Raw genomic sequence first — 19,970 nt, 5'->3', positions numbered from 1 at the left:
AGTTTGTCATTTCGAGGAACGAGAAATCGCACTAGTTTGTCGACAAAGATTGGCGAATTTCAATTCGGAGTTTCGAGTGCGATTTCTCCTTTCAGTCGAAATGACAAACTTTATGTCTACACTTTGCGGGGCTTCGACTTCGCTCAACCTGACAAAAGCAAAACATAATTGAAAATATAAATTATTGGAATTTGGAATTTAAAAATTTGGAATTTCCTTCCAAAAATCTAAAATCTAAAGCCTAAAGCAATAAAAAAAAATGAAATACTACAGTTTAAACCACAATGCCCCAAAAGTTTCTTTTCAAGAAGCTGTTATACAAGGATTAGCGAGTGATAAAGGATTATATTTCCCAGAAAGCATCACGTCTTTAGACCCTTCATTTTTTGATAAAATTGAAAGTTTAAGCCACGAAGAAATTGCTTTTGAAGCGATTAAACAATTCGTAGGCGATGAAATACCTGCTGAAAAACTAAAAGAAATTATTGCCGAAACTTTAGTTTTTGATTTTCCTGTTGTGAAAGTCGAAGACGGAATCTATTCGTTAGAATTATTTCATGGGCCGACAATGGCTTTTAAAGACGTTGGAGCACGTTTTATGTCTCGTTGTTTGGGCTATTTCAATAAAGATAAAAAAGATGCTAAAAACACCGTTTTAGTAGCGACTTCTGGAGATACAGGCGGAGCCGTTGCCAGCGGATTTCTTGGCGTTGACGGCGTTGATGTTGTCATTTTATATCCGTCAGGAAAAGTGAGCGATATTCAGGAAAAACAATTGACGACTTTAGGGCAAAACATTAAAGCGCTTGAAGTTGACGGTGTTTTTGACGATTGTCAGGATATGGTAAAAAAAGCGTTTTTAGATGAAACTTTAGCGCACAAAAACCTGACTTCGGCAAACTCGATCAATATTGCGCGCTGGTTACCGCAAATGTTTTATTTCTTCTTTGCTTACAAAGCTTTGAAAAGCCAAAACAAACCTTTAGTTTTCTCTTGCCCAAGCGGAAACTTCGGGAATATCTGCGCCGGAATTATGGCAAAGAAATTAGGTTTGCCAATTGAACATTTCGTAGCTTCTACAAACGTAAACGACACCGTACCAAGATTCTTAGAAAATGGAAAATACGACCCGAAACCTTCTAAAGCCACAATTTCTAACGCCATGGACGTTGGAAACCCAAGTAACTTTATTAGAATTCAGGAATTATATAATAATGATTTAAAGGCTTTCGAAAAAGATTTCTCTTCTTACAGCTATACAGACGAACAAACACTCGAAGCCCTAAAGAAAATTTATAACACAAACGGTTATATCGCAGAACCGCACGGCGCTGTTGGTTATTTAGGTTTGAAAAAAGAATTGAAAAAACATGACAACGCAATTGGTGTTTTCTTAGAAACGGCGCATCCTATTAAATTTCTGGATGTTGTTGAACCTGCTTTGGGCATTACGCTTTCTATTCCTGAACAAATTGAGAGTGTTATTAATGAGGAAAAAGTTAGTGTTAAGATTGGGACTTATGAGGAGTTGAAGGCGTTTTTAGATTAGTTCGCTTAAATATGTTATATTAAAAAACGGCTTTGTAAGCCGTTTTTTTTTATGGTGCTTTATCTGGCATAGGAGCTCCAATACTAGGAAGTAAATAGGGAGCTGGCGCATCAAAAATTATAAAATCTTTCACGTTACTCATTTCATAAATAAGGGTTTGATTTTTGGATTTGTCATAGATAAAAATATTATCATTTGTTTTCCCAATCAAATATTGATTGAATTTCTCCCCTGTTTCTACGGTTTTATATTCATTATAGCAAAAAAATAAATGATCAGTTTTCGGAAAGTAGTTTACTTCCAGTAAAATCAGTTGACACATGAAATATGGTACTATTAACAAAACAAAAAAATACATCTTAAGCTTGTTTGCTGATATTTTAAATTTAAAGAAAATTAATTTGCTTAATCTATCAATCGCGGATAGAATGCCCACTGCTATAAAAGCAATAAATATTGCCTTCTTTTGTAAGGGAGTTCTAATACCTGATAGCAGAAGAGCCCATGCGCCAACAAAAATTACCAGAAGTAATATTAAAATGTATAATGTTCTTCTTAAAGAAACTTTATTGAATGCCTGACTAACGACAATATTTTTTTCCGAAATGCCCATCCAAGCGATTAAAACAATAGTCACAAAAATCAGGATTTTAATCATATTACTAAGAAAAAGTGTCAAAACACCTTGTAAATCAGTATAATAAAAAATATTAACACCATAAAACCCATAGTATACGAAAACGTAGACTATGGAGTAAAATGTAAACAAAATTCCTAAATTTTTAAAATTTAAATTGTCAGTCATTTGTCAAATTTCAAAATCGATTTTGTTTCTTCTACAGTATTCGTCAATACTTGCATGCATCAATGTCGTGTGTCCATTAGATACAACTACATATACTCTTAACTCCGTTCCAGCAGGTAACAGTTGGCAAGCTTTTAATGTCGCTTCTTTATTTGAAAGAGCATGGTGTATTGTCCTAGATAAAGCTACCACAGGTGCAATTAAATTTGCATTAGATGCAAATGGTTGTATTAGTAAATTTTGATCTTCAGGTCCAACAAATGTATAATCATTGCCCAATAAAAAAGGTTGAAATCTCTGTTCTAATTCAAATACTTTTTCGTTCATCTTTTTTGGTTTGTTAGTTGTAAATATTAAATATGATTTTCCACAATAGGCACGAGCGGGACGCTCGCGTCAGCAGGAGGAAATATCATCTTTTTTATAAAATTTTAAAGCCACAATTACGTGTTTATTCTTTTGTAATTGTGGCTTATATCTGTAAGGCATATTAAGAAAGAATCATAAAATTATTACTTGACTTTCTCAACAAGAACTGTTTTAATTGTTTTACTTAACACATTAAAAATTTCTTGTTTTTCTAGCGGAATATCTTCATCTGTTATTGAAAAAAATAATAAGTAAGATACTGGAATATCAAGTGCCTTACATATCTTTTCGATTGTACTTTTCTGCGGAAAAGAGGCATTAATTTCAATCTGACTTAGAGCATTTATAGAAATATCACATTTCTCTGCCAAATCTCTTTGCCCCATTTTCTTTTCTTTTCTTAACAATTTTATTGCATTCCCTATATTCATAACTAGTTAATTAAGCTCAGATATCAATTCCGAACAATTTTAATATCTCTTTACTGATTGAACAGATTCCGAGAAAACCTTTTATAAAATCGTCTAAATCTAATTGATTATCCGATAATTTTGAAATTAATGTATTTTTATCTTCTTCAGATAAGTCACTTTGTTTTATATTTTCTATGAGTAATTTATATTTTTCCATGAGATTTGCTTAAAATAAATGTTGAATTTTATAAAAGCTTCTCTTCTAAAGTTATTCCAAGAGAAGCAAAAAAATGAATTTTTGATTCTCGAAATATCTTCATCATCTGTAAAAATATAATAATGATTTGAAATTAAAATTGGAGATAAAAAAGCCCTTAAATCTTTATTAATTTTATTGATTTTTAAACTAATTTTTTTCAATATCTTTCTAGTTATTACAAAAAAGTTATCTCTAGAAATCGTTTTGGTTTGTATTACATAAACATTTCTATAAAAGAAATTTATAATTAAATCATTATCTAAATTACAATCAAGAATTGGAATAAATGATAAACTTAGTTTATCAAAAAACAAATCTTCTTGCTTAATGAAATTTAGAAAAAAACTAAAATAATTAGCTGAATTTTCAAAACCTCTTTTTCGTTTATTTTTAAAATCCTGAAATAATGAATTAACGGCTTTAACATAAAAACCCGAAATTATTCTAACTTGATTTTGATCTAGAAAAGTAAATGATCCATCTCCAAAAACATTATAACCAGATTCATTAAGAATTGCAATAATTGTAGATTGTGGCAAGCCTGTTCTCTTACTAAGCTGAACAAGACTTATCATTCTTCTATCTTTTTTTATTCTTACCGACTTCATATTTCATAATTTTAGACAAAGATACAAACATTTTTAAAAATTACAAGTGAAACATGTATTTTTAACAAAAAATTAATACCTGCACATGTATTAAACACACCTCATTCTAAATCTAGCCACATCACTCAAAAAGTTTAAAATAAAAAAGAGACCTCATCAAAGGTCTCTTCTCAATTCAATATATCTTCAAAACGTTTATTTCCCGTTCAATAATTTCTCTAAATACTCTACTTTATCTTTTTCAGCTTGCACCAAACGTTCGTAAAGTTCAACCACTTTATCTAAAGGATTAAAAGTACAACCGTAATTGCCTGTAGTAATAGCACCATGATCTTGAAAACTATTTCCAATAATATTAAAAACCGCTTCTTCTGAAAAGTTTTTAATTGCTTCAACAGAAACATCAAGAGCTTTTGCAATCTCAATTAGTTTTTGTTCGTCTACAGTTTCGCTGTTTTCAATAACAGAAATTGCCTGCTGGCTCATTCCTAAAGCCTGTGCCAGTGCTTCCTGTTTCATATCTTTAAGCTCTCTGATACGGCTTATATTTCTGCCGATATGTTTTGGTTTTATTGCTGTACTCATAATTCAAAGATATTTAAAATTCTGAAACGAAAATAGATTTCGGTAAAAAACAAAGTTGTTTTTGTAAGATACGTATTTCATATTTCACATAAATTATTGTTTTTCAAACTTACCATTCAATAAATCTAAAAAATACTTTCTCTGTGGCTTTCTTTTTAAAATTTGATTATGTTTGATTAAAAAACAATAAAATTTAAAATGGGTACAAACATTGTTCTGGTCTTTTTAGCATTAATTATTATTTCTCTTATCTGTTACCCGAAAGTTCAATCTTGGGTTGATTACTATAGAGAAAAAAGAGCAATAGAATTTAAGAAAAGAACAGGTCTCGATTTGTGGACTCTATGTAGATTATCAGCACCAACACCATTTTTCTGGGGTTTAGAAAAATTCATCTTTAACACTACGGTTTTTTACTTCGATGAAAATAATTTATACCTAATAAAATCAAATGAGCCTGTAATTAAGTATCCTCTCTCCGCAATTATTGAAGCGAGAAGAACTATGGTTACTATTAACAAAAGAAGAGTCTGGAAAATAATTATAGACCATGAAGGCCAACAATTAATTTATAAGCTAAGAACTTATAACAACTTCAGCCTTTTCTTAGAAAAAGTAAGCGAAAATCCAAATGCAATTGTAGACGATAGGTATATTTGGGGAATATTTGAATGATTAAGAAATCAGGAAGTTTTTGTAGATTCGTTTTTATCTAATGTAAAAATTAAACCATGAAAAAACCATTACTATTATCTTCATTACTTCTCTTAATCTCTTGCCAAAAAAGTGAAAGTAACGACGGGAGTAAAGAAGAACCAAGCGCCTTACAAGAGAAGAGTATTGACATAGGAAGATTTAAAAGTAGAAATGATTTAGTAGATGATTTATATCAGGAACTTGTAAATAAATCTCCTGAACTAAAAACTTTAGAAGATGAATTAAATGAAATAAATCCTAGAGATACTACTGAGATTTTTAATAATTACGACGATAAATCTTATAGTTACTATGGCTCTGCCAAAGGTAACACTGAAGGTATCAGAGATAGTATATTGAAAAAGAAAATTCTAAATTTAATTAGTAAAAGTTCAGATAGATATGATTCTAAAAAAGCTGAAATCGAGAGTCTGGTAACTACTATTAACAAGAAAAGAACTGAAATAACCAATTATCATACTGCTTTGAAAATTGTTTTAACTCTTCCTCTTATAGAAAAATATCAAAACGATCATTTACCTAAAAAATCTCCTTTTGAAAAGGTGATTGAAAAAGAAAATCAATTACTAGAAAAAGTTAAAGAAAATACTCCAAAGTATTAATTGAAGCTAAAGATATTTACATAAAGCAAAAAATCAATTGCCTCCAGCTTTAGCTGGAGGTTTTGTTTTTGCAAACTAAATCGGCTTTAGCCAAAAAACACAAAAGATTAGGCTAAAGCCATTTTCTGCTCTAACTTTGTTCCTCCAGCTAAAGCTGGAGGCAATTCAAATTTTCTCCAGTTAAATCTGGAAACCATTTATATTTATAATACAGTCAGCTTAATATGATTACAAAAGCAACAATCGAAGACATTCCAGCATTAACCATCTTAATAAACTCAGCATACAGAGGTGAAACTTCCAAAAAAGGCTGGACAACCGAAGCGCATTTACTAGAAGGAAAAAGAACCGACGAACCCGAAATGACCGAAATCTTTCTGGATCCAAAAAATACGATTCTGAAATTTACAGAAAATGACAAGATTATTGGTTCGGTTTTGTTGGTTGAAAAAGGACATCAATTGTATTTAGGAATGCTGACGGTTTCGCCAGAACTTCAGAACAGCGGCATCGGGAAAAAGCTTTTGGCAGAAGCCGAAAATCATGCTAAAACTTTAGGATTATCGAGTATTATTATGACCGTTATTTCGGTTCGTGAAGAACTTGTGGCTTGGTACAAACGCCACGGTTATGCTGATACTGGTAAAAGAGAAGCTTTCCCACAAAGCGAAATTCACGTTACGATTTCTGATGTGCCTTTGGAGTTTATCTATTTGGAGAAGAAGATTTAGTTTTATTTGTTTCAAGTTTCAGGTTTAAACGCAAAGTTTCCATACAGTTTGTCATTTCGACGAAGGAGAAATCACACCTGGAATTCCGCAAACAGAATCGCCAATCTCTGTCGAGCTTCTAGTGCGATTTCTCCTTTCAGTCGAAATGACAAAATTGAGATTAAATACTAAAAAAAACAGAAAATGAACGTACACGTTTTTCCTAAAAAAGATAGTAAAGCTTCTGTTTGGAGTGGCGGATTGACATATGAATATATGATCTATCCCAAAATGGCAAAGTATGCCGATAGAGATTTTGTATTTAGAATAAGCAGTGCTACAATAGAGGAAGTACCTTCAGAGTTTACCAAATTTAAAGGCTATTACCGATATTTGGTTATGCTTGATAATGGCTTAGAGATTGAGATAAACAAAGAAAAAAAAGCATATAGGAAATATGAAATCATAGAATTTAATTCGGATGATGAGGTAACTTCTTTTACAAAAGGCATTGATTTTAATTGGATGGTTTCTGAAAAAACATCTCATCATAAACTCGAAATAGCGAGCAACAATCAGAATTGTAATGCTGACATAGTAATTTTGTTTTCTTTAGATACAACAGTTATTACAGTTAATGAAAAGCCGTACGATTTAGAACCTTATGATTTATTGTTTATTGAAAATGAAGAAAAGGAAAATATAAGGCTTCATTTTTCTAATGAATGTCTCTTTGGAATATTGGATTTTTAATCGAGAGAACAAAATTGGTTTAAATTTATTCCACAGAGATTCGCAGAGAATTTCTCAAAGATTCGCTAAGTTTTTTAATCTCGCAATTCTGATAGCTATCTGGAGCGAAGACGCAAAGTATTTTAAGCAAAAAGCCATATAGTTTGTCATTTCGACGAAGGAGAAATCTTCGCTAGAAGCTCTACAAAGATTGGCGAGATACTTTGCGGAGTTACGTGCGAAGATTTCTCTCCCGAAGCCTCGGGATCGAAATGACAAAAGAGCCTAAAAAATCTGCGTGAAATAAGAACCTAGAACTATCGCATCTCAGGATCTTAGCATCTCCTTTTTAATCTTCGATAAAAACTCATGCGAAACACCTAAATAGGAAGAAAGATTCTTATTATTTATCGAACTTACCTTTTGCGGGTAACGCTCTTTAAAATCAAGATAACGCTGTTTTGAGGTTTTGTTGAGTACATCTAAAAGCCGCTGCTGAATGGCAACATTGGCTCTTTCGATCATTAGGACATGAAACTTAAGAAGCTTCGGAATTACAGCAAACAAATACGCTTTTTGCATTTTATTGATGACCACTATTTCACTGTCTTCAATTGCTTTAATGTTGTACGTTGTGGGCTTTTGGTGATAAAAACTTTCCAGATCACACATCCATTCGTTTTCGAAAGAAAAGAAAATGACCGTTTCAGTTCCGTTTTCGTTTAGAATGTAGGTTTTAAATGATCCTTTCAAAATGAATCCCTCATAACTATTATGAGAATTTTGAATTTGCAAAAACTGATTCTTTTTCAGCTTTATCAATTCTGCTTTAGAGACAATAATATCCCATTCTTCATCTGTGAGCGGAATTTTCCTTTCAATGTTTTTTCTTAGTAGGTTGTACATTTTTGTGGTTTTTGTTTAAGGAATAAGTTTGTTTATCGACTCATCTTAATTAGGGGCTTAAAATCAATGTAATCGATTACGTAAAAATACGCTATTTGTGCATTTTTGTAAATTTACAAGTGTTAAAAAAAACACATTTCGTAGATTTTTTTGTAAAAGTTTGAACTTGTTCAACTTTTTTCCTATAAATAATATTGAGTTTTGCGTTGTTAAACTTTTATAAATAACCAAACTTATTATGAACTTAAAATCAAAACTTTCAATGTTCGCTGCAGCATTGATTTTCGGATTTACGGCATGTAATTCTGAAGAAATCGCTTCAAACACTGAAGCAAGTACTCCAACAAATGAAACAACCGTTGAAACACCTGCAACCAATCCAACGGGTAAAATCGGAAACTGTGCTGAAGTTCCTGGATGGGCTTCTCAAAACGGAGGCACAACAGGTGGTGGCTCTGCTGCCGAAACTACAGTTACTACTTATGCTCAGTTGAAATCGGCTATTGAGAACACTTCTGTAAAAGTGATTAAAGTCTCTGGAACCATTACAATTACAACAAGATTGTCTTTTCAAGATCAAACTGGAAAAACAATTTATGGAGCAAGTGGAGCAAAATTAGTTTCAACGAATCAAACCAAAGATGGTTCTGGAATCATCAACATTAAAAGATGTAAAAACATCATCATCAGAAACTTGATTTTTGAAGGTCCAGGCGCTTACGACACTGACGGATGGGATAATGCAATCCTTGACGAATGTACAAACGTTTGGGTAGATCATTGCGAATTTAGAGATGGTGTTGATGGAAACTTCGACATCAAAAACAAATCAGATTATATCTCGGTTACGTATTCTAAATTTCATTATTTAAAACCACCAAAAGCAGGCGGTTCTGGAGGATCAGATGATCATAGATATTCAAATTTAATTGGTTCAAGCGATGGTGCAACTGCTGATCGCGGTAAATTGAGAATCACTTTTGCAAGATGCTGGTGGGCTCCAGGCTGTAAAGAAAGAATGCCAAGAGTTCGTTTTGGAAAAGTGCATATTGTAAACAGTTTCTTTAACAGCACAGTAAGCAACAAATGTATCGCTGCAGGTTTTGAAGCGAATATTTTCGTAGAAAGCAATGTTTTTGAAGGTGTAAAAAATCCAATCGATTTAATGTCAGGTTATACTGCCGTTACTGCTACTGATAACGTATTTACAAGTGTAACAGGAACTCAGGCTGGAAGTGGTACTGCTTTTACTCCGCCTTACTCAATCGTAAAATTGGCTAAAACTGCGGTTAAAGCTGATGTTTCCGCCAATGCAGGACCTACTTTAGGAGGAAATGTTTGCGGCTCTTTTTAATTGCCTCTGGATAGCAAAATATGAGTTAGTTTAGTTTTTAAAGCCATGCATTATTATAATGTGTGGCTTTGTTTTTTTGTTTCAGGTTTCAGGTTTTATACCGTTTGTCATTTCGACGAAGGAGAAATCACACGCGTAACTCGACAAAGATTGGCGATTAAGATTGCGGAGTTTCTAGTGTGATTTCTCCTTCGTCGAAATGACAAAAATGGGAATAAATTATTTTACTTGAATAATAACTTTTTACGAGATTTTTAAATTGTAATGTTAGACGCACTGCAGTCCGTCTCTACAAAAAACCTTTGTAACTTTGAACCTCTGCCCCTTTGCCCCTTTTCACTAAAGAACCAACTCTTCAAACAAACGTTGAATCGTTTTCTCCAAATCCTGACTCAAACCCGGATGAGGTCTTGACGTTTGAATTGCCGAACTTCTAATTGCGGTTAACCATCTAAAACGCTCTGGAATTTCAAATTCGGCAATTGGACCGCCGTCTTTGGCTCCGTTAGCAATTTTAACCAGTGAAGTTAAATTGCATTCTAACTGTTCGATGTCGAAATCCGAAGAAAGCGCTTGTATTTTTTCTTTATTTAAATGAAAAAGAACCTTAATAAATTTGGCTTTTTTGCAAAACAAAATGATTCCGATATTCAGGAATTCTTCGCGCTCTACCCTTGGCACAACACGAATCACAGCATATTCGTATAAGTGATTATCTTGCATTTTGAGCCTGATTTACAAATATTTCTGAATTCTCTAATCTTGTTTTTAAAAACTGCAAATAAACATTTCGCAATGCTTCTGGAGTTTCGTCAGCATCTTCCCATTGCAGCCAGTCTAACGGAATTGTATTGACAATTTCTTCTAAAATTTCTGGGGTTAAAATGGCTTTAAATTCGGCATCGACTTCTTTTAATAGCGAAGCTTGTGGCAATAAAACGTGATCTTTTATCAATGCAAACGGACTTTTAGCATGCTGTTCCCAGTTGTTCCAAGAATGATGAAAATACAAACACGCACCATGATCAATCAGCCATAATTCTTTATGCCAAATCAGCATATTGGTGTTTTTGAAAGTTCTGTCTACGTTTGTAATATAAGCGTCTAGCCAAACAATCTGCGAAGCCAATTTAGTATCTACCGTGGTTACAGCAGGATCAAAAGTAATAGCACCAGATAAAAAGTGAAGCGCTAAGTTTAACCCTTGACTTCCTTGCAATAAATCCTGAATTTCTTCATCAGCTTCGGTTCTTCCGAAAGCTTCATCGAGATTGGCGAATACTAATTCTGGCAATTGTAGTTTTAAAGCTTTTGCTATTTGTCCGCCAACTAATTCAGCGATTAAGGCTTTTACGCCGTGTCCGGCTCCTCTAAATTTTAATACGTATTTAAAATCGTCATCGGCTTCTGCTAAAGCAGGTAAAGAACCGCCTTCACGCAGTGGCGTTATATATCGCATGACGTTTACCGTTCTGAGATCGAAGTTGTTTTTCATTTTTTTTAAGATTCAAAGATGCTAAGGTTCTGAGTTGCTAAGTTCCTAATCTTTGACATTACAAACTTACAATTTTTGATTCTAGATTATAGAGGGTAGATTTTAGATTTTTTTTTCTAACTGAGAAGTTTTTTTGTAGCGCAAAGTCCACGGAGGTTTTACGCAAAGAGCGCTGAGTTTTTTTGAGTTTGCTTTGCTTTTTTTAAAGGTCACAAAGTTTTTTATTGCAGAATAAAACATTTGACTTGTCATCCTGAGGAACGAAGGATCACACTAGGAGCTCGACAAAGATTGACAAATTACTTTATGGTTACTGTGCAGAGTTTCTTTTGTGATCCTTCGTTCCTCAGGATGACAAAACTTACAACTAATTATCTAATTGACACATTCTCTAATTCTCTAATTCTCTAATTCTCTAATTCCAAAAAAGCTTTTCCTAAATACTTAATAATTGTAGACGCTGTAAAAGATTCATAGCCCGTTTTTGGGAGAGCTAGATCGGCTGTTAGTCCGTGGAGGTAGACGCCAAATTTTGAGGCGTATTTGGGTTCGTAGCCTTGTGCTAGAAGACTTGTGAGGATTCCGGTTAATGTGTCTCCGCTTCCTGCTGTTGCCAACGCTGCATTTCCAGTCGTATTTTCGTATACCGAAGTTCTATTGATAATGAATGTTGGTGCGCCCTTCATAACCACAATCACTTTATATTTTTCTGAAAAAGCAATTGTTTTTTGAAATTTCTCGGCTTCAGAGTTCCATTTTCCAATCAAACGTTCTAATTCTTTTGGATGAGGTGTTAGAATCGTGTCTTCTGGAACCAATTCTAACCATGATAAATTTTCTGAAATGATATTCAATGCATCGGCATCTAAAACCAAAGGCGCTTTATTGACTCTTAAAAACTCAAATAAAGCTTTTTGCGTTCCGAGTTCCTTCCCTATTCCTGGGCCAAATCCAACTGCTTGCGGAATTAATGGCAGATGAATATTGGTTATAAAATTGACGTTTTCATCGGTTGCAACCATCACTTCTAGAATGGAGATTTGAAGGATCTGGTAACCGCATTTGGGTACAAAAGTTGTTACGAGTCCGCAGCCTGTTTTTAGACAGGATTTTGAGGCTAAAACCGCTGCTCCTATTTTGCCATAACTTCCGGCAATAATCACCGCATGACCTTGTGTTCCCTTGTGCGCTTTGGAATCTATTGGTTTGTATAATTTCAGAATCTCTTCTTTTGTAATTAAATACGATGATTTCATTTGAATACTTTTATATAATAAAATTACGGAAAAAATCGAAATCATGATTGTTCTTTTGAAACTGTTAGCCCTAGCCCTGATAGTAGCGGCATCCTTTTTGTTTTTTCTTTAAAAACAAAAAGATATAGCGGATAGCAGGAAATAGCTCCTAATTATTGCGAAATTTATAATTTAAGACATTCAAATTTGATATTTTTTGAATAGATTTGCAAAACAATTTTATAAAACAACACAATGAAAAATACTGCGCTTACGCACATACATGAAGGTTTAGGAGCGAAAATGCTTCCTTTTGCTGGTTATAATATGCCTATCACTTATGAAGGGGTTAATGCTGAACACGAAACGGTTCGTAACAGCGTAGGAGTTTTTGACGTTTCGCATATGGGTGAATTTTTGCTGACAGGTCCAAATGCTTTGGCTTTGATTCAAAAAGTGACTTCAAACGATGCGTCTACTTTGACAATTGGTAGAGCGCAATATTCTTGTCTTCCAAATAATGAAGGCGGAATTGTTGACGATTTGATTATTTATAAAATGAAAGAGGAAGAGTATTTACTAGTTGTAAATGCTTCAAATATTGAAAAAGACTGGAACTGGATTACTTCTCACAATGATTTGGGAGTTGAAATGAAAAACGTTTCTGATGATTATTCTTTATTGGCAATTCAAGGTCCAAAAGCGGTTGAAGCTATGCAGTCTTTAACTTCTGTTGATTTGTCTGCTATTACCTATTACCATTTTGAAGTAGGCGATTTTGCAGGTTTTAGCGATGTCATTATTTCTGCTACTGGTTATACTGGTTCTGGTGGGTTTGAGATCTATTGCAAAAATGCAGACGCTGAGGCGATCTGGAATAAAGTTTTTGAAGCCGGAGCTTCTTTTGGCATTAAGCCAATTGGTCTTGCTGCACGTGATACTTTACGTTTAGAAATGGGATTCTGTCTTTACGGAAATGACATTAATGATACCACTTCTCCTCTTGAAGCTGGTTTAGGATGGATTACGAAATTTACAAAAGATTTCACCAATTCTGAAGCGCTTAAAAAACAAAAAGAAGCCGGTGTTACAAGAAAATTAGTTGCTTTTGAAATGCAAGAGCGCGCTGTGCCAAGACATGATTACGAAATCGTTGATGGTTCTGGAGCAGTAATCGGAATTGTAACTTCTGGAACTATGTCTCCTTCTATGAATAAAGGAATTGGTTTAGGATATGTAACCGTTGCAAACAGTACGGTTGACAGCGATATTTTTATTAGAATCAGAAAAAATGATGTTCCTGCAAAAGTGGTTAAATTACCGTTTTACAAGAAATAAGTTTTGACTTTATAGTTTAAAAATGCGTTACGATTGTAACGCATTTTTTTTTCTTCAAAATAGGCAAATTCGAGTTAAATTATTTAGCGTGTGTTCGTTTAACGATTAAAAACTTTTCATTGTCGATATTTTGCTAAAAAACCTACAATTTGTAAAAAAATTAGTGTAACTTTAATCATGAACCCACGAATTTCCATTTATGAAAAAGATTTCACTACTCCTTTTTTTGCTGACATCAACTATATCTTTTGGTCAGAACAGCGCAGAAACTTGTGAAATATTAAACAAAATAAATGCGCTTATTCAGGCAGAACACTTAAGACCAAAACCGGTTGATGACAGCCTTTCTGTGTTTGTTTTTGACAATCTTATTAACGAACTTGACCCTTCACGCAATATCTTCTTTAAGAGCGAATATGACGAATTGGCTCAGAAATATCGTTACAATCTCGATAATTTAATTTTAAAGAATGACTGCAGCTTTCTTACCGATATCAAAGCTACCTACATAAACGGCCTTATACGCACTAAAAAAGTTTTAGAAAAAATTCAGAGCATTCCGATTGATTATACGAAGAAAGATACCATTCGTTTTTATAAAAAATCTTTTGCTTTTTATTTGAAGAAAGAAGACTTAGAAAAGGTTTGGGTTAAAAAATTGCGTTATCAGATCTTAGATGATATTGTTGAAACGAGCGACAATCTCGATTCTTTAAAAACCAATTTCAAATCTATCGAACAAGCTTCTAAAAATCAAATTCTTACAAATGAAATCTGCCGTTTTAATTCGCTAATAGATTCTAATACCAAACAAGAAGAAAAACTATACAATTTCTTCTGCACGTATTTTGACCCTCATACGGCTTATTTTAGTGATGATTCTAAAACGAGTTTTGTTGCTTCTTTGTCAAAAGAACATTTGTCGCTTGGAATGACGGTAAACCTCAACGAGAAAAATGAAATTATTATTGATGAAATCGATCCAAATGGACCAGCTTATCAAACAGGACAGATAAAAAAAGGCGATCAGATTATTTCGATTTCCAATCAGAAAGAAACACTTCAGGTTTCTTGTGCCTCATTGGAGTCTATATCGTCCATGATTTTATCTGAAAATAACAAACATATTACACTTACTTTAAAACGCAATTCGGGCAAAAGTTTTGATGTTTTTATAGAAAAACAAATGATGAAAGATGAAGAAAATTCTGTTTTCAGTTTCATCATTGGCAAAGACAGTAAAATTGGATATGTAAAAATTCCGAGTTTCTATGCCGATCTCGATGGCAACAGCAGAAAAGGCTGTGCAGATGATGTGGCGCGCGAGGTCATAAAACTGCAAAGAGACAGCATACAAGGGCTTGTTATTGATCTTATAGACAACGGCGGCGGCTCTATGGAAGAAGCGATAAAACTGGCTGGAATGTTTGTAGATTACGGTCCGCTTTCGATTGTAATTGACAACAAAAAAGAGAAATCTGTCATTAACGATCCGTTTAAAGGCGTTATTTATCGAGGTCCAATTGTAGTTCTGGTAAATAGTAATACGGCTTCAGCAAGTGAGTTTTTTGCTTCTATTATGCAAGATTATAACCGTGCCCTTTTGCTAGGAAGCAATACGCTTGGAAAAGCCACTATGCAGACTATTCTTCCGCTTGAAGAAGATAAAGCCACGGATTTCTTAAAAATTACAATCAATAAATTTTACAGGATTACAGGTAAAAGCCACCAATATATTGGCGTAAAACCAGATGTTGTACTGCCTGAGTTTTATGAAGATGTATACCAAAAAGAAAGCGACTTTCCGACGGCGATAAAAAACGATAGCATCGAACCTTTCTTAAAATACAAGACGTATGTAAAACGAAATTTGATAGACAAAATTGCTAAAAACAGCTCGCAGAGATTGTCAGACAACTACTTTTTCAACAACATTAAAAAGATTAATCTTAAAATAGATCAGCTCGTGAATGCTCCTAAAGCGGAAATTCCAATGACATTAGATTCGGTTTTCAAGCAGAAAAAGACGTTAGGTGCACTTTGGACAGAGATCAATACTTTTAATGATGAAAATAATCCGCTTGATGTGTACAATTCTAGCGTTAATCAGTTTCTTCTAGGTGCTTATCCAAATGACAAAACGATTAATCAATATCAAATGGATAACCTTAAAACAAATCCGTACCTCAACGAGGCTGTAAACATCATCAACGAATTTAATGGAATTAGTAAATAATGGTTTTGTTTCAGGTTTCAGGTTTAACCTCTAAGGTTTACACAAAGAAATTTTTAAGTTAAGGTATAAAATAAAAAAGTTCACAAAGCTATATAAATAAAGCTTTGCAAACCTTGCGTAAACCTTAGCGCACTTTGCGGATAAATTCAACACAAACCAAGTAACTTTAAACTTGAAACCTAGAACAAAAAAGAACCATTTTGTTTTTGTAAAAATTAGGAAAACCTTATTTTTGCATCACAAAACTAAAAATTAGAAATGGGAAGAGCGTTCGAATTTAGAAAAGGAAGAAAAATGAAACGTTGGTCTGCAATGGCCAAAACGTTTACCAGAATTGGTAAAGATATCGTAATGGCTGTTAAAGAAGGTGGACCAAACCCAGATGCCAATTCTAGATTAAGAGCTGTTATACAAAATGCGAAAGCTGCCAACATGCCAAAGGACAATGTGGAGCGCGCAATTAAAAATGCAAGTAACAAAGATACTGCCAACTATAAAGAAATTTTGTTTGAAGGATATGCTCCTCACGGAATTGCAATCTTAATTGAAACTGCTTCTGATAACAATAACAGAACTGTAGCTAATATTCGCAGTTATTTCAACAAATGCAACGGAACAATGGGAACTCAAGGTTCTGTTGAGTTTATGTTTGACCACACTTGCAACTTTAGAATTGCAAAAGATGGTATCGACGCTGAGGAATTAGAATTAGAATTGATTGATTTTGGTGCTGAAGAGGTTTTTGAGGATGAAGACGGAATCTTAATCTATGCTCCTTTTGGAAGTTTTGGTGCTTTACAGAAAGAATTAGAAAACAGAGGTCTTGAAATCCTTTCTTCTGGTTTTGAGCGTATTCCGCAAATCACAAAAGAATTAACTGAAGCTCAAATTGCTGATGTTGAAAAATTGATCGAAAAAATCGAAGAAGATGATGACGTAATGAACGTTTATCATACAATGAAAGAAGAATAATATTTCTATAAAATATATTTTAAAAAGCTCTGGATTTTTCCGGAGCTTTTTTTGCTTTATGAGCTTTCTCTTTAAAATAAAAATCTATATTTGTTAGCCATGCAACTGACAATAAAATTCTCTAAATGAAACTAATAGAAAGCTTCTACTGCGTTCAATCTAAAATTGCCGAAGGCGATACCGAGGGATTAGGTTCTATAAAAACAGAATTGATAAGACCTTCTATAAAAATCTTAGATGTAGAATATTCCGAGAAAAAGACCTATACAAAGAATTTAGTCGCTAAATCATCCGTAGCTTCCGATGAATATTTTACTTTAGATGAATTATTGTTTCTATCCAAAACATACGGATTCGAAATTGAAGAAGACGATAATTTAAAAGGATATTATAAAAGCGTTTTAAAAATTCATAAACTGTATGACTGCCCTGGTTATATCACTTTAATGGAATTGGACGATAAAGAATATTTAAGGATTGAATTTCTTCGTTGGCAATTTGACTGTCAACCGAGAGGCGCTGGAGAAGATATGCTGGGAGAAGATATTACGTATATTCTTGGCATTTGGGAGTCTCCATTATTGACAGATGAAGTAGTAGCTAAATTAAAGAAACCTAGAGGAAGATATTACAAAGAAATAACAATTTAAAATCTCCTGCTTTTTCATATTTCACAGATTATTATACAAAAACGGAATTTCTAGAATACTAAAGAATGTTTTCAAAACGCTTCTCTTGTTTATCAATCGCGAGTCACCATTATGACCAAAATTTCAATTATAAAAAAAATACAATTAGGAGAAAGATCATTTCCAATTGAAACTCCAGATTTTGAATTACATTTCAGTTTTTACTGCGGAAACGGAGTAATAAAACATGAAGCTATTATTTCTTTCAAAAGCTCTAATTTTTTAAGTGCATTAATCGAAACTGGCCGAATTACAAATCATGATTTAATCCAAAACAATATAGTTAGACTAGAAAATTTAGAAGATCCAAACACTCTACTTTCATTCAGGTATCAAATTTGTAATTTTAAAGACTGCCATAACACTTATCTTTTAATTTTTGATATCCATGAAAATAGAGGTTATTATGGCTTTTTTATACATACGGTTTTACAAATCGAAAATTTCATTTAATCTTATTCACAAAAAAAATATTTATAGAAAATTCAAAAAATCATTTTTAGAATAGTAATAGTTTTTAAAAAACAAAAGCAAGTCTTCCACTTCAAGTGAAGATTTCTTTTTGTTTAATGTAATACTGATAATATTGTTATCCTCAATTTTTTCGATTTCCCAAATACCATTATCATTGACCAGCAAAAGAAAAATCTCTTCATTAAGATATTTAGAGCAAAAAGCAATTCTTTCTTTTCTGTCTCGTTTTTCCTTATCCAAATGAACAAAATCTTTAAATCCGATTATTAAAAATTTTTCTTTTATCGTCATTTTAATGTATCTATATTCAGGAGATCAAAGCTAATATAAAATATATAACAATCATTATTTGAACTCATTTTAAACTAAGCCTAAATATAGCTAAAGATAACATTTCGACTATATTTGCAACACCTCAAATAAATTAAAACTAAAAATGCAAACATCAAAAATCACCCGCATTGCTGTCGTAGTACTAGTACTTTTGTTCTTAGTATTGAGTGTAATTAGCTGCAGTACGCATACACACGTTCACAACCACTCTGCTCCATCTGGTAAAAAAATACCACCTGGACAAGCGAAAAAAATGAACGGAGATAAAAGCGCAAAAGCTTATGCTCCAGGTCAGCAGAAAAAGAGATAAAAAAAAAGCCTTCCAAAATCTGGAGGGCTTATTTTTTACAGAAAACTATTTTTTATTACTGGAATTAATAACCTTGATCAAATAAGTCCCTTCAGGCAAATCAGTAATATTAGAGGCATTGGCACTCATTATTTGTTTTCCTTGTGAAAAAACCTCAATAGTTTTACCGCTTTTACTGGTTTCCGCTGAAGCCGCGGGAGCTACAGTCTTTGCATGCATAGGTGCTGCAACAGCTTTTTTTGGTGCATTTGAAGTTGCGGGGCTTGAGACAGGTATGCTTTCGGTTACTGGCGCACCATTCGGTTTCGAACTATTATACGCTTCTCTCACTTGTTCGTCTGTCATGGCAACACTATACAATCTTAAGTCGTCAATATCTGCATTGATACTCGTTGAGGTATTCAATTTTCCAAGATTTAAAATATAACCCTTTGCAGAACGCTGAATTCCTTCTGCAGATTTTAGCAATTCGCCATTTCGGTAGATCTTGGAAATATTTCCATCATAAGTAATACTATAAAAATACCAAGTCTCTTTTGCTAAAGGCACAGAAACAATTACATTATTCGCGTCTCCCCATCCTACCAAACTTACATCTGCGCTAGATCCTACTACTGGCTGCTGAACTAATCCAAAGTACTGTCCGTTTACGGCATTGCCATATCCTAAAATATAATTAGGAATGTTAACCGCATTAAATTTTACCCAAACCGATATTGTTTTGGGTTTATTATCCTGTGGAAGTTCTCCGACAACAGCCTGATACCCTTTATTTACAAGTCGCAAAGCACTTTTAGGACTTCCCATTCTATCGTTCACAAAAAGCGGTGTGCCTAAAAATGAAATGGAGTTATCGACACTGTTTAAATTTCCATTGAAATTAAACTCCTGCACCGGATTTTGTGCATTCGCAGTTAAAAAATTTACAAACATTAAAGTGAGTAATATTTTTTTCATAGTAGTAGCTTTTATCAGAGTAGTTTTGGTTTAAGGCAAATAGCAATTAACTGTAAAATTTAAATTCTTTAGATTTTACAGTTCTAAAATTCGTTTATTATTTTTATAAAATTTGTTAAAACTATAATTAAAATTCAGCATCTCCAAACAATTCCTACATACAAATGCATAATTCTCACAAAAATACATTTCCGCATCAAAGACCTTTCTTTTAAAGAATATTTGAAGTTCAATAGAGCTTGCCTATCGAACAAATTAAAAAAAGCCTTCTGAACACAGAAAGCTTTCCTTACTATTCCAAAAACCCAATTGCTTGCGCAAT

24 protein-coding genes are annotated in these 19,970 nt (G+C 33.2%); 12 read left to right on the top strand and 12 right to left on the bottom strand.

Annotated elements, in window-relative coordinates; all coding sequences use genetic code 11:
* The first annotated feature begins 259 nt into the window (after positions 1 to 259).
* Positions 260 to 1,549: a threonine synthase gene (gene thrC, locus M0M44_RS14420; RefSeq protein WP_248726277.1), complete on the top strand. Its 1,290-nt coding sequence runs from the start codon at positions 260 to 262 to the stop codon at positions 1,547 to 1,549.
* A gap of 49 nt (positions 1,550 to 1,598) precedes the next feature.
* Here the strand turns inward: thrC and M0M44_RS14415 are convergent, their stop codons facing one another.
* The 6 genes from M0M44_RS14415 to M0M44_RS14390 all read right to left on the bottom strand — a co-directional run bounded on the left by M0M44_RS14415 (position 1,599) and on the right by M0M44_RS14390 (position 4,588).
* Positions 1,599 to 2,354 (bottom strand): hypothetical protein, encoded by a 756-nt coding sequence (locus M0M44_RS14415; RefSeq protein WP_248726276.1) that lies wholly within the window; start codon positions 2,352 to 2,354, stop codon positions 1,599 to 1,601.
* Positions 2,355 to 2,357: 3 nt separating this feature from the next.
* A complete protein-coding gene (locus tag M0M44_RS14410; protein WP_248726275.1) occupies positions 2,358 to 2,681 on the bottom strand; it encodes a hypothetical protein in 324 nt (107 codons plus the stop codon).
* A 185-nt stretch (positions 2,682 to 2,866) separates the two neighbouring features.
* Positions 2,867 to 3,154, bottom strand: coding sequence for a helix-turn-helix domain-containing protein (locus M0M44_RS14405; RefSeq protein ID WP_248726274.1), 288 nt, complete (start codon positions 3,152 to 3,154; stop codon positions 2,867 to 2,869).
* Positions 3,155 to 3,170: 16 nt separating this feature from the next.
* Entirely contained in the window at positions 3,171 to 3,353 is a 183-nt protein-coding gene (locus M0M44_RS14400; RefSeq protein ID WP_248726273.1) for a hypothetical protein, read from the bottom strand.
* Positions 3,329 to 4,003 (bottom strand): hypothetical protein, encoded by a 675-nt coding sequence (locus tag M0M44_RS14395; protein ID WP_248726272.1) that lies wholly within the window; start codon positions 4,001 to 4,003, stop codon positions 3,329 to 3,331. The genes M0M44_RS14400 and M0M44_RS14395 overlap by 25 nt, the downstream gene beginning before the upstream one ends.
* 195 nt (positions 4,004 to 4,198) lie before the next feature.
* Complete coding sequence (locus M0M44_RS14390) at positions 4,199 to 4,588, bottom strand: helix-turn-helix domain-containing protein (RefSeq protein ID WP_248726271.1); 390 nt, start codon at positions 4,586 to 4,588, stop codon at positions 4,199 to 4,201.
* A gap of 198 nt (positions 4,589 to 4,786) precedes the next feature.
* On the opposite strand from M0M44_RS14390, the gene M0M44_RS14385 reads away from it, so the two are divergent.
* From M0M44_RS14385 to M0M44_RS14370, 4 genes are all read left to right on the top strand, one after another.
* Positions 4,787 to 5,263, top strand: a complete 477-nt coding sequence (locus tag M0M44_RS14385; protein WP_248726270.1) for a hypothetical protein — start codon at positions 4,787 to 4,789, stop codon at positions 5,261 to 5,263.
* A gap of 56 nt (positions 5,264 to 5,319) precedes the next feature.
* Positions 5,320 to 5,907 (top strand): hypothetical protein, encoded by a 588-nt coding sequence (locus tag M0M44_RS14380; protein ID WP_134141032.1) that lies wholly within the window; start codon positions 5,320 to 5,322, stop codon positions 5,905 to 5,907.
* A 224-nt stretch (positions 5,908 to 6,131) separates the two neighbouring features.
* The gene (locus tag M0M44_RS14375) at positions 6,132 to 6,638 is read left to right on the top strand and encodes a GNAT family N-acetyltransferase (RefSeq protein WP_248726269.1); all 507 of its coding nucleotides are present in this window, start codon (positions 6,132 to 6,134) and stop codon (positions 6,636 to 6,638) included.
* 183 nt (positions 6,639 to 6,821) lie between these two features.
* Positions 6,822 to 7,370: a HutD family protein gene (locus M0M44_RS14370; protein ID WP_248726268.1), complete on the top strand. Its 549-nt coding sequence runs from the start codon at positions 6,822 to 6,824 to the stop codon at positions 7,368 to 7,370.
* A gap of 306 nt (positions 7,371 to 7,676) precedes the next feature.
* On the opposite strand, the gene M0M44_RS14365 is transcribed toward M0M44_RS14370, so the two are convergent.
* A complete protein-coding gene (locus M0M44_RS14365) occupies positions 7,677 to 8,255 on the bottom strand; it encodes a Crp/Fnr family transcriptional regulator (protein ID WP_248726267.1) in 579 nt (192 codons plus the stop codon).
* Between the two features lie 238 nt (positions 8,256 to 8,493).
* Here M0M44_RS14365 and M0M44_RS14360 point away from each other — a divergent pair, with 238 nt between their 5' ends.
* Positions 8,494 to 9,609: a pectate lyase family protein gene (locus tag M0M44_RS14360; protein ID WP_248726266.1), complete on the top strand. Its 1,116-nt coding sequence runs from the start codon at positions 8,494 to 8,496 to the stop codon at positions 9,607 to 9,609.
* A 339-nt stretch (positions 9,610 to 9,948) separates the two neighbouring features.
* Here M0M44_RS14360 and M0M44_RS14355 read toward each other — a convergent pair whose 3' ends face one another.
* The 3 genes from M0M44_RS14355 to M0M44_RS14345 all read right to left on the bottom strand — a co-directional run bounded on the left by M0M44_RS14355 (position 9,949) and on the right by M0M44_RS14345 (position 12,360).
* A complete protein-coding gene (locus M0M44_RS14355; RefSeq protein WP_248726265.1) occupies positions 9,949 to 10,332 on the bottom strand; it encodes a DUF3037 domain-containing protein in 384 nt (127 codons plus the stop codon).
* Positions 10,322 to 11,104 carry a HipA family kinase gene (locus tag M0M44_RS14350; RefSeq protein ID WP_248726264.1) on the bottom strand — a complete coding sequence of 261 codons (783 nt, stop codon included), beginning with the start codon at positions 11,102 to 11,104 and terminating at the stop codon, positions 10,322 to 10,324. Before M0M44_RS14350 ends, M0M44_RS14355 begins: the two co-directional genes overlap by 11 nt.
* Positions 11,105 to 11,511: 407 nt before the next feature.
* The gene (locus M0M44_RS14345) at positions 11,512 to 12,360 is read right to left on the bottom strand and encodes an NAD(P)H-hydrate dehydratase (protein ID WP_248726263.1); all 849 of its coding nucleotides are present in this window, start codon (positions 12,358 to 12,360) and stop codon (positions 11,512 to 11,514) included.
* A 234-nt stretch (positions 12,361 to 12,594) separates the two neighbouring features.
* On the opposite strand from M0M44_RS14345, the gene gcvT reads away from it, so the two are divergent.
* From gcvT to M0M44_RS14320, 5 genes are all read left to right on the top strand, one after another.
* Positions 12,595 to 13,677, top strand: a complete 1,083-nt coding sequence (gcvT, locus tag M0M44_RS14340) for a glycine cleavage system aminomethyltransferase GcvT (protein WP_248726262.1) — start codon at positions 12,595 to 12,597, stop codon at positions 13,675 to 13,677.
* A 199-nt stretch (positions 13,678 to 13,876) separates the two neighbouring features.
* Positions 13,877 to 15,913: a S41 family peptidase gene (locus M0M44_RS14335; RefSeq protein WP_248726261.1), complete on the top strand. Its 2,037-nt coding sequence runs from the start codon at positions 13,877 to 13,879 to the stop codon at positions 15,911 to 15,913.
* Positions 15,914 to 16,171: 258 nt separating this feature from the next.
* Entirely contained in the window at positions 16,172 to 16,885 is a 714-nt protein-coding gene (locus tag M0M44_RS14330) for a YebC/PmpR family DNA-binding transcriptional regulator (RefSeq protein WP_012024626.1), read from the top strand.
* 125 nt (positions 16,886 to 17,010) lie between these two features.
* A complete protein-coding gene (locus M0M44_RS14325) occupies positions 17,011 to 17,535 on the top strand; it encodes a hypothetical protein (protein WP_248726260.1) in 525 nt (174 codons plus the stop codon).
* A gap of 111 nt (positions 17,536 to 17,646) precedes the next feature.
* Positions 17,647 to 18,027 carry a hypothetical protein gene (locus tag M0M44_RS14320; protein ID WP_248726259.1) on the top strand — a complete coding sequence of 127 codons (381 nt, stop codon included), beginning with the start codon at positions 17,647 to 17,649 and terminating at the stop codon, positions 18,025 to 18,027.
* A 21-nt stretch (positions 18,028 to 18,048) separates the two neighbouring features.
* Here M0M44_RS14320 and M0M44_RS14315 read toward each other — a convergent pair whose 3' ends face one another.
* Positions 18,049 to 18,339, bottom strand: a complete 291-nt coding sequence (locus tag M0M44_RS14315) for a hypothetical protein (RefSeq protein ID WP_248726258.1) — start codon at positions 18,337 to 18,339, stop codon at positions 18,049 to 18,051.
* Between the two features lie 145 nt (positions 18,340 to 18,484).
* Here M0M44_RS14315 and M0M44_RS14310 point away from each other — a divergent pair, with 145 nt between their 5' ends.
* Entirely contained in the window at positions 18,485 to 18,691 is a 207-nt protein-coding gene (locus tag M0M44_RS14310; protein ID WP_248726257.1) for a hypothetical protein, read from the top strand.
* A gap of 45 nt (positions 18,692 to 18,736) precedes the next feature.
* Here M0M44_RS14310 and M0M44_RS14305 read toward each other — a convergent pair whose 3' ends face one another.
* Positions 18,737 to 19,648: a LamG domain-containing protein gene (locus M0M44_RS14305; protein ID WP_248726256.1), complete on the bottom strand. Its 912-nt coding sequence runs from the start codon at positions 19,646 to 19,648 to the stop codon at positions 18,737 to 18,739.
* Positions 19,649 to 19,970 lie beyond the last annotated feature (322 nt).

The organism is Flavobacterium humidisoli, from assembly GCF_023272795.1.
GTDB classification, from domain to species: Bacteria; Bacteroidota; Bacteroidia; order Flavobacteriales; family Flavobacteriaceae; genus Flavobacterium; species Flavobacterium humidisoli.
The sequence above is the reverse complement of the archived record's forward strand: the minus strand, read 5'-3'. Positions and strand labels throughout refer to the sequence as shown.

What these genes read in the sequence shown, in the direction of transcription:
- thrC (WP_248726277.1), top strand. Translation starts at nt 260, where the DNA reads ATGAAATACTACAGTTTAAACCACAATGCCCCAAAAGTTTCTTTTCAA.
- M0M44_RS14415 (WP_248726276.1), bottom strand. Translation starts at nt 2,354, where the DNA reads ATGACTGACAATTTAAATTTTAAAAATTTAGGAATTTTGTTTACATTT.
- M0M44_RS14410 (WP_248726275.1), bottom strand. Translation starts at nt 2,681, where the DNA reads ATGAACGAAAAAGTATTTGAATTAGAACAGAGATTTCAACCTTTTTTA.
- M0M44_RS14405 (WP_248726274.1), bottom strand. Translation starts at nt 3,154, where the DNA reads ATGAATATAGGGAATGCAATAAAATTGTTAAGAAAAGAAAAGAAAATG.
- M0M44_RS14400 (WP_248726273.1), bottom strand. Translation starts at nt 3,353, where the DNA reads ATGGAAAAATATAAATTACTCATAGAAAATATAAAACAAAGTGACTTA.
- M0M44_RS14395 (WP_248726272.1), bottom strand. Translation starts at nt 4,003, where the DNA reads ATGAAGTCGGTAAGAATAAAAAAAGATAGAAGAATGATAAGTCTTGTT.
- M0M44_RS14390 (WP_248726271.1), bottom strand. Translation starts at nt 4,588, where the DNA reads ATGAGTACAGCAATAAAACCAAAACATATCGGCAGAAATATAAGCCGT.
- M0M44_RS14385 (WP_248726270.1), top strand. Translation starts at nt 4,787, where the DNA reads ATGGGTACAAACATTGTTCTGGTCTTTTTAGCATTAATTATTATTTCT.
- M0M44_RS14380 (WP_134141032.1), top strand. Translation starts at nt 5,320, where the DNA reads ATGAAAAAACCATTACTATTATCTTCATTACTTCTCTTAATCTCTTGC.
- M0M44_RS14375 (WP_248726269.1), top strand. Translation starts at nt 6,132, where the DNA reads ATGATTACAAAAGCAACAATCGAAGACATTCCAGCATTAACCATCTTA.
- M0M44_RS14370 (WP_248726268.1), top strand. Translation starts at nt 6,822, where the DNA reads ATGAACGTACACGTTTTTCCTAAAAAAGATAGTAAAGCTTCTGTTTGG.
- M0M44_RS14365 (WP_248726267.1), bottom strand. Translation starts at nt 8,255, where the DNA reads ATGTACAACCTACTAAGAAAAAACATTGAAAGGAAAATTCCGCTCACA.
- M0M44_RS14360 (WP_248726266.1), top strand. Translation starts at nt 8,494, where the DNA reads ATGAACTTAAAATCAAAACTTTCAATGTTCGCTGCAGCATTGATTTTC.
- M0M44_RS14355 (WP_248726265.1), bottom strand. Translation starts at nt 10,332, where the DNA reads ATGCAAGATAATCACTTATACGAATATGCTGTGATTCGTGTTGTGCCA.
- M0M44_RS14350 (WP_248726264.1), bottom strand. Translation starts at nt 11,104, where the DNA reads ATGAAAAACAACTTCGATCTCAGAACGGTAAACGTCATGCGATATATA.
- M0M44_RS14345 (WP_248726263.1), bottom strand. Translation starts at nt 12,360, where the DNA reads ATGAAATCATCGTATTTAATTACAAAAGAAGAGATTCTGAAATTATAC.
- gcvT (WP_248726262.1), top strand. Translation starts at nt 12,595, where the DNA reads ATGAAAAATACTGCGCTTACGCACATACATGAAGGTTTAGGAGCGAAA.
- M0M44_RS14335 (WP_248726261.1), top strand. Translation starts at nt 13,877, where the DNA reads ATGAAAAAGATTTCACTACTCCTTTTTTTGCTGACATCAACTATATCT.
- M0M44_RS14330 (WP_012024626.1), top strand. Translation starts at nt 16,172, where the DNA reads ATGGGAAGAGCGTTCGAATTTAGAAAAGGAAGAAAAATGAAACGTTGG.
- M0M44_RS14325 (WP_248726260.1), top strand. Translation starts at nt 17,011, where the DNA reads ATGAAACTAATAGAAAGCTTCTACTGCGTTCAATCTAAAATTGCCGAA.
- M0M44_RS14320 (WP_248726259.1), top strand. Translation starts at nt 17,647, where the DNA reads ATGACCAAAATTTCAATTATAAAAAAAATACAATTAGGAGAAAGATCA.
- M0M44_RS14315 (WP_248726258.1), bottom strand. Translation starts at nt 18,339, where the DNA reads ATGACGATAAAAGAAAAATTTTTAATAATCGGATTTAAAGATTTTGTT.
- M0M44_RS14310 (WP_248726257.1), top strand. Translation starts at nt 18,485, where the DNA reads ATGCAAACATCAAAAATCACCCGCATTGCTGTCGTAGTACTAGTACTT.
- M0M44_RS14305 (WP_248726256.1), bottom strand. Translation starts at nt 19,648, where the DNA reads ATGAAAAAAATATTACTCACTTTAATGTTTGTAAATTTTTTAACTGCG.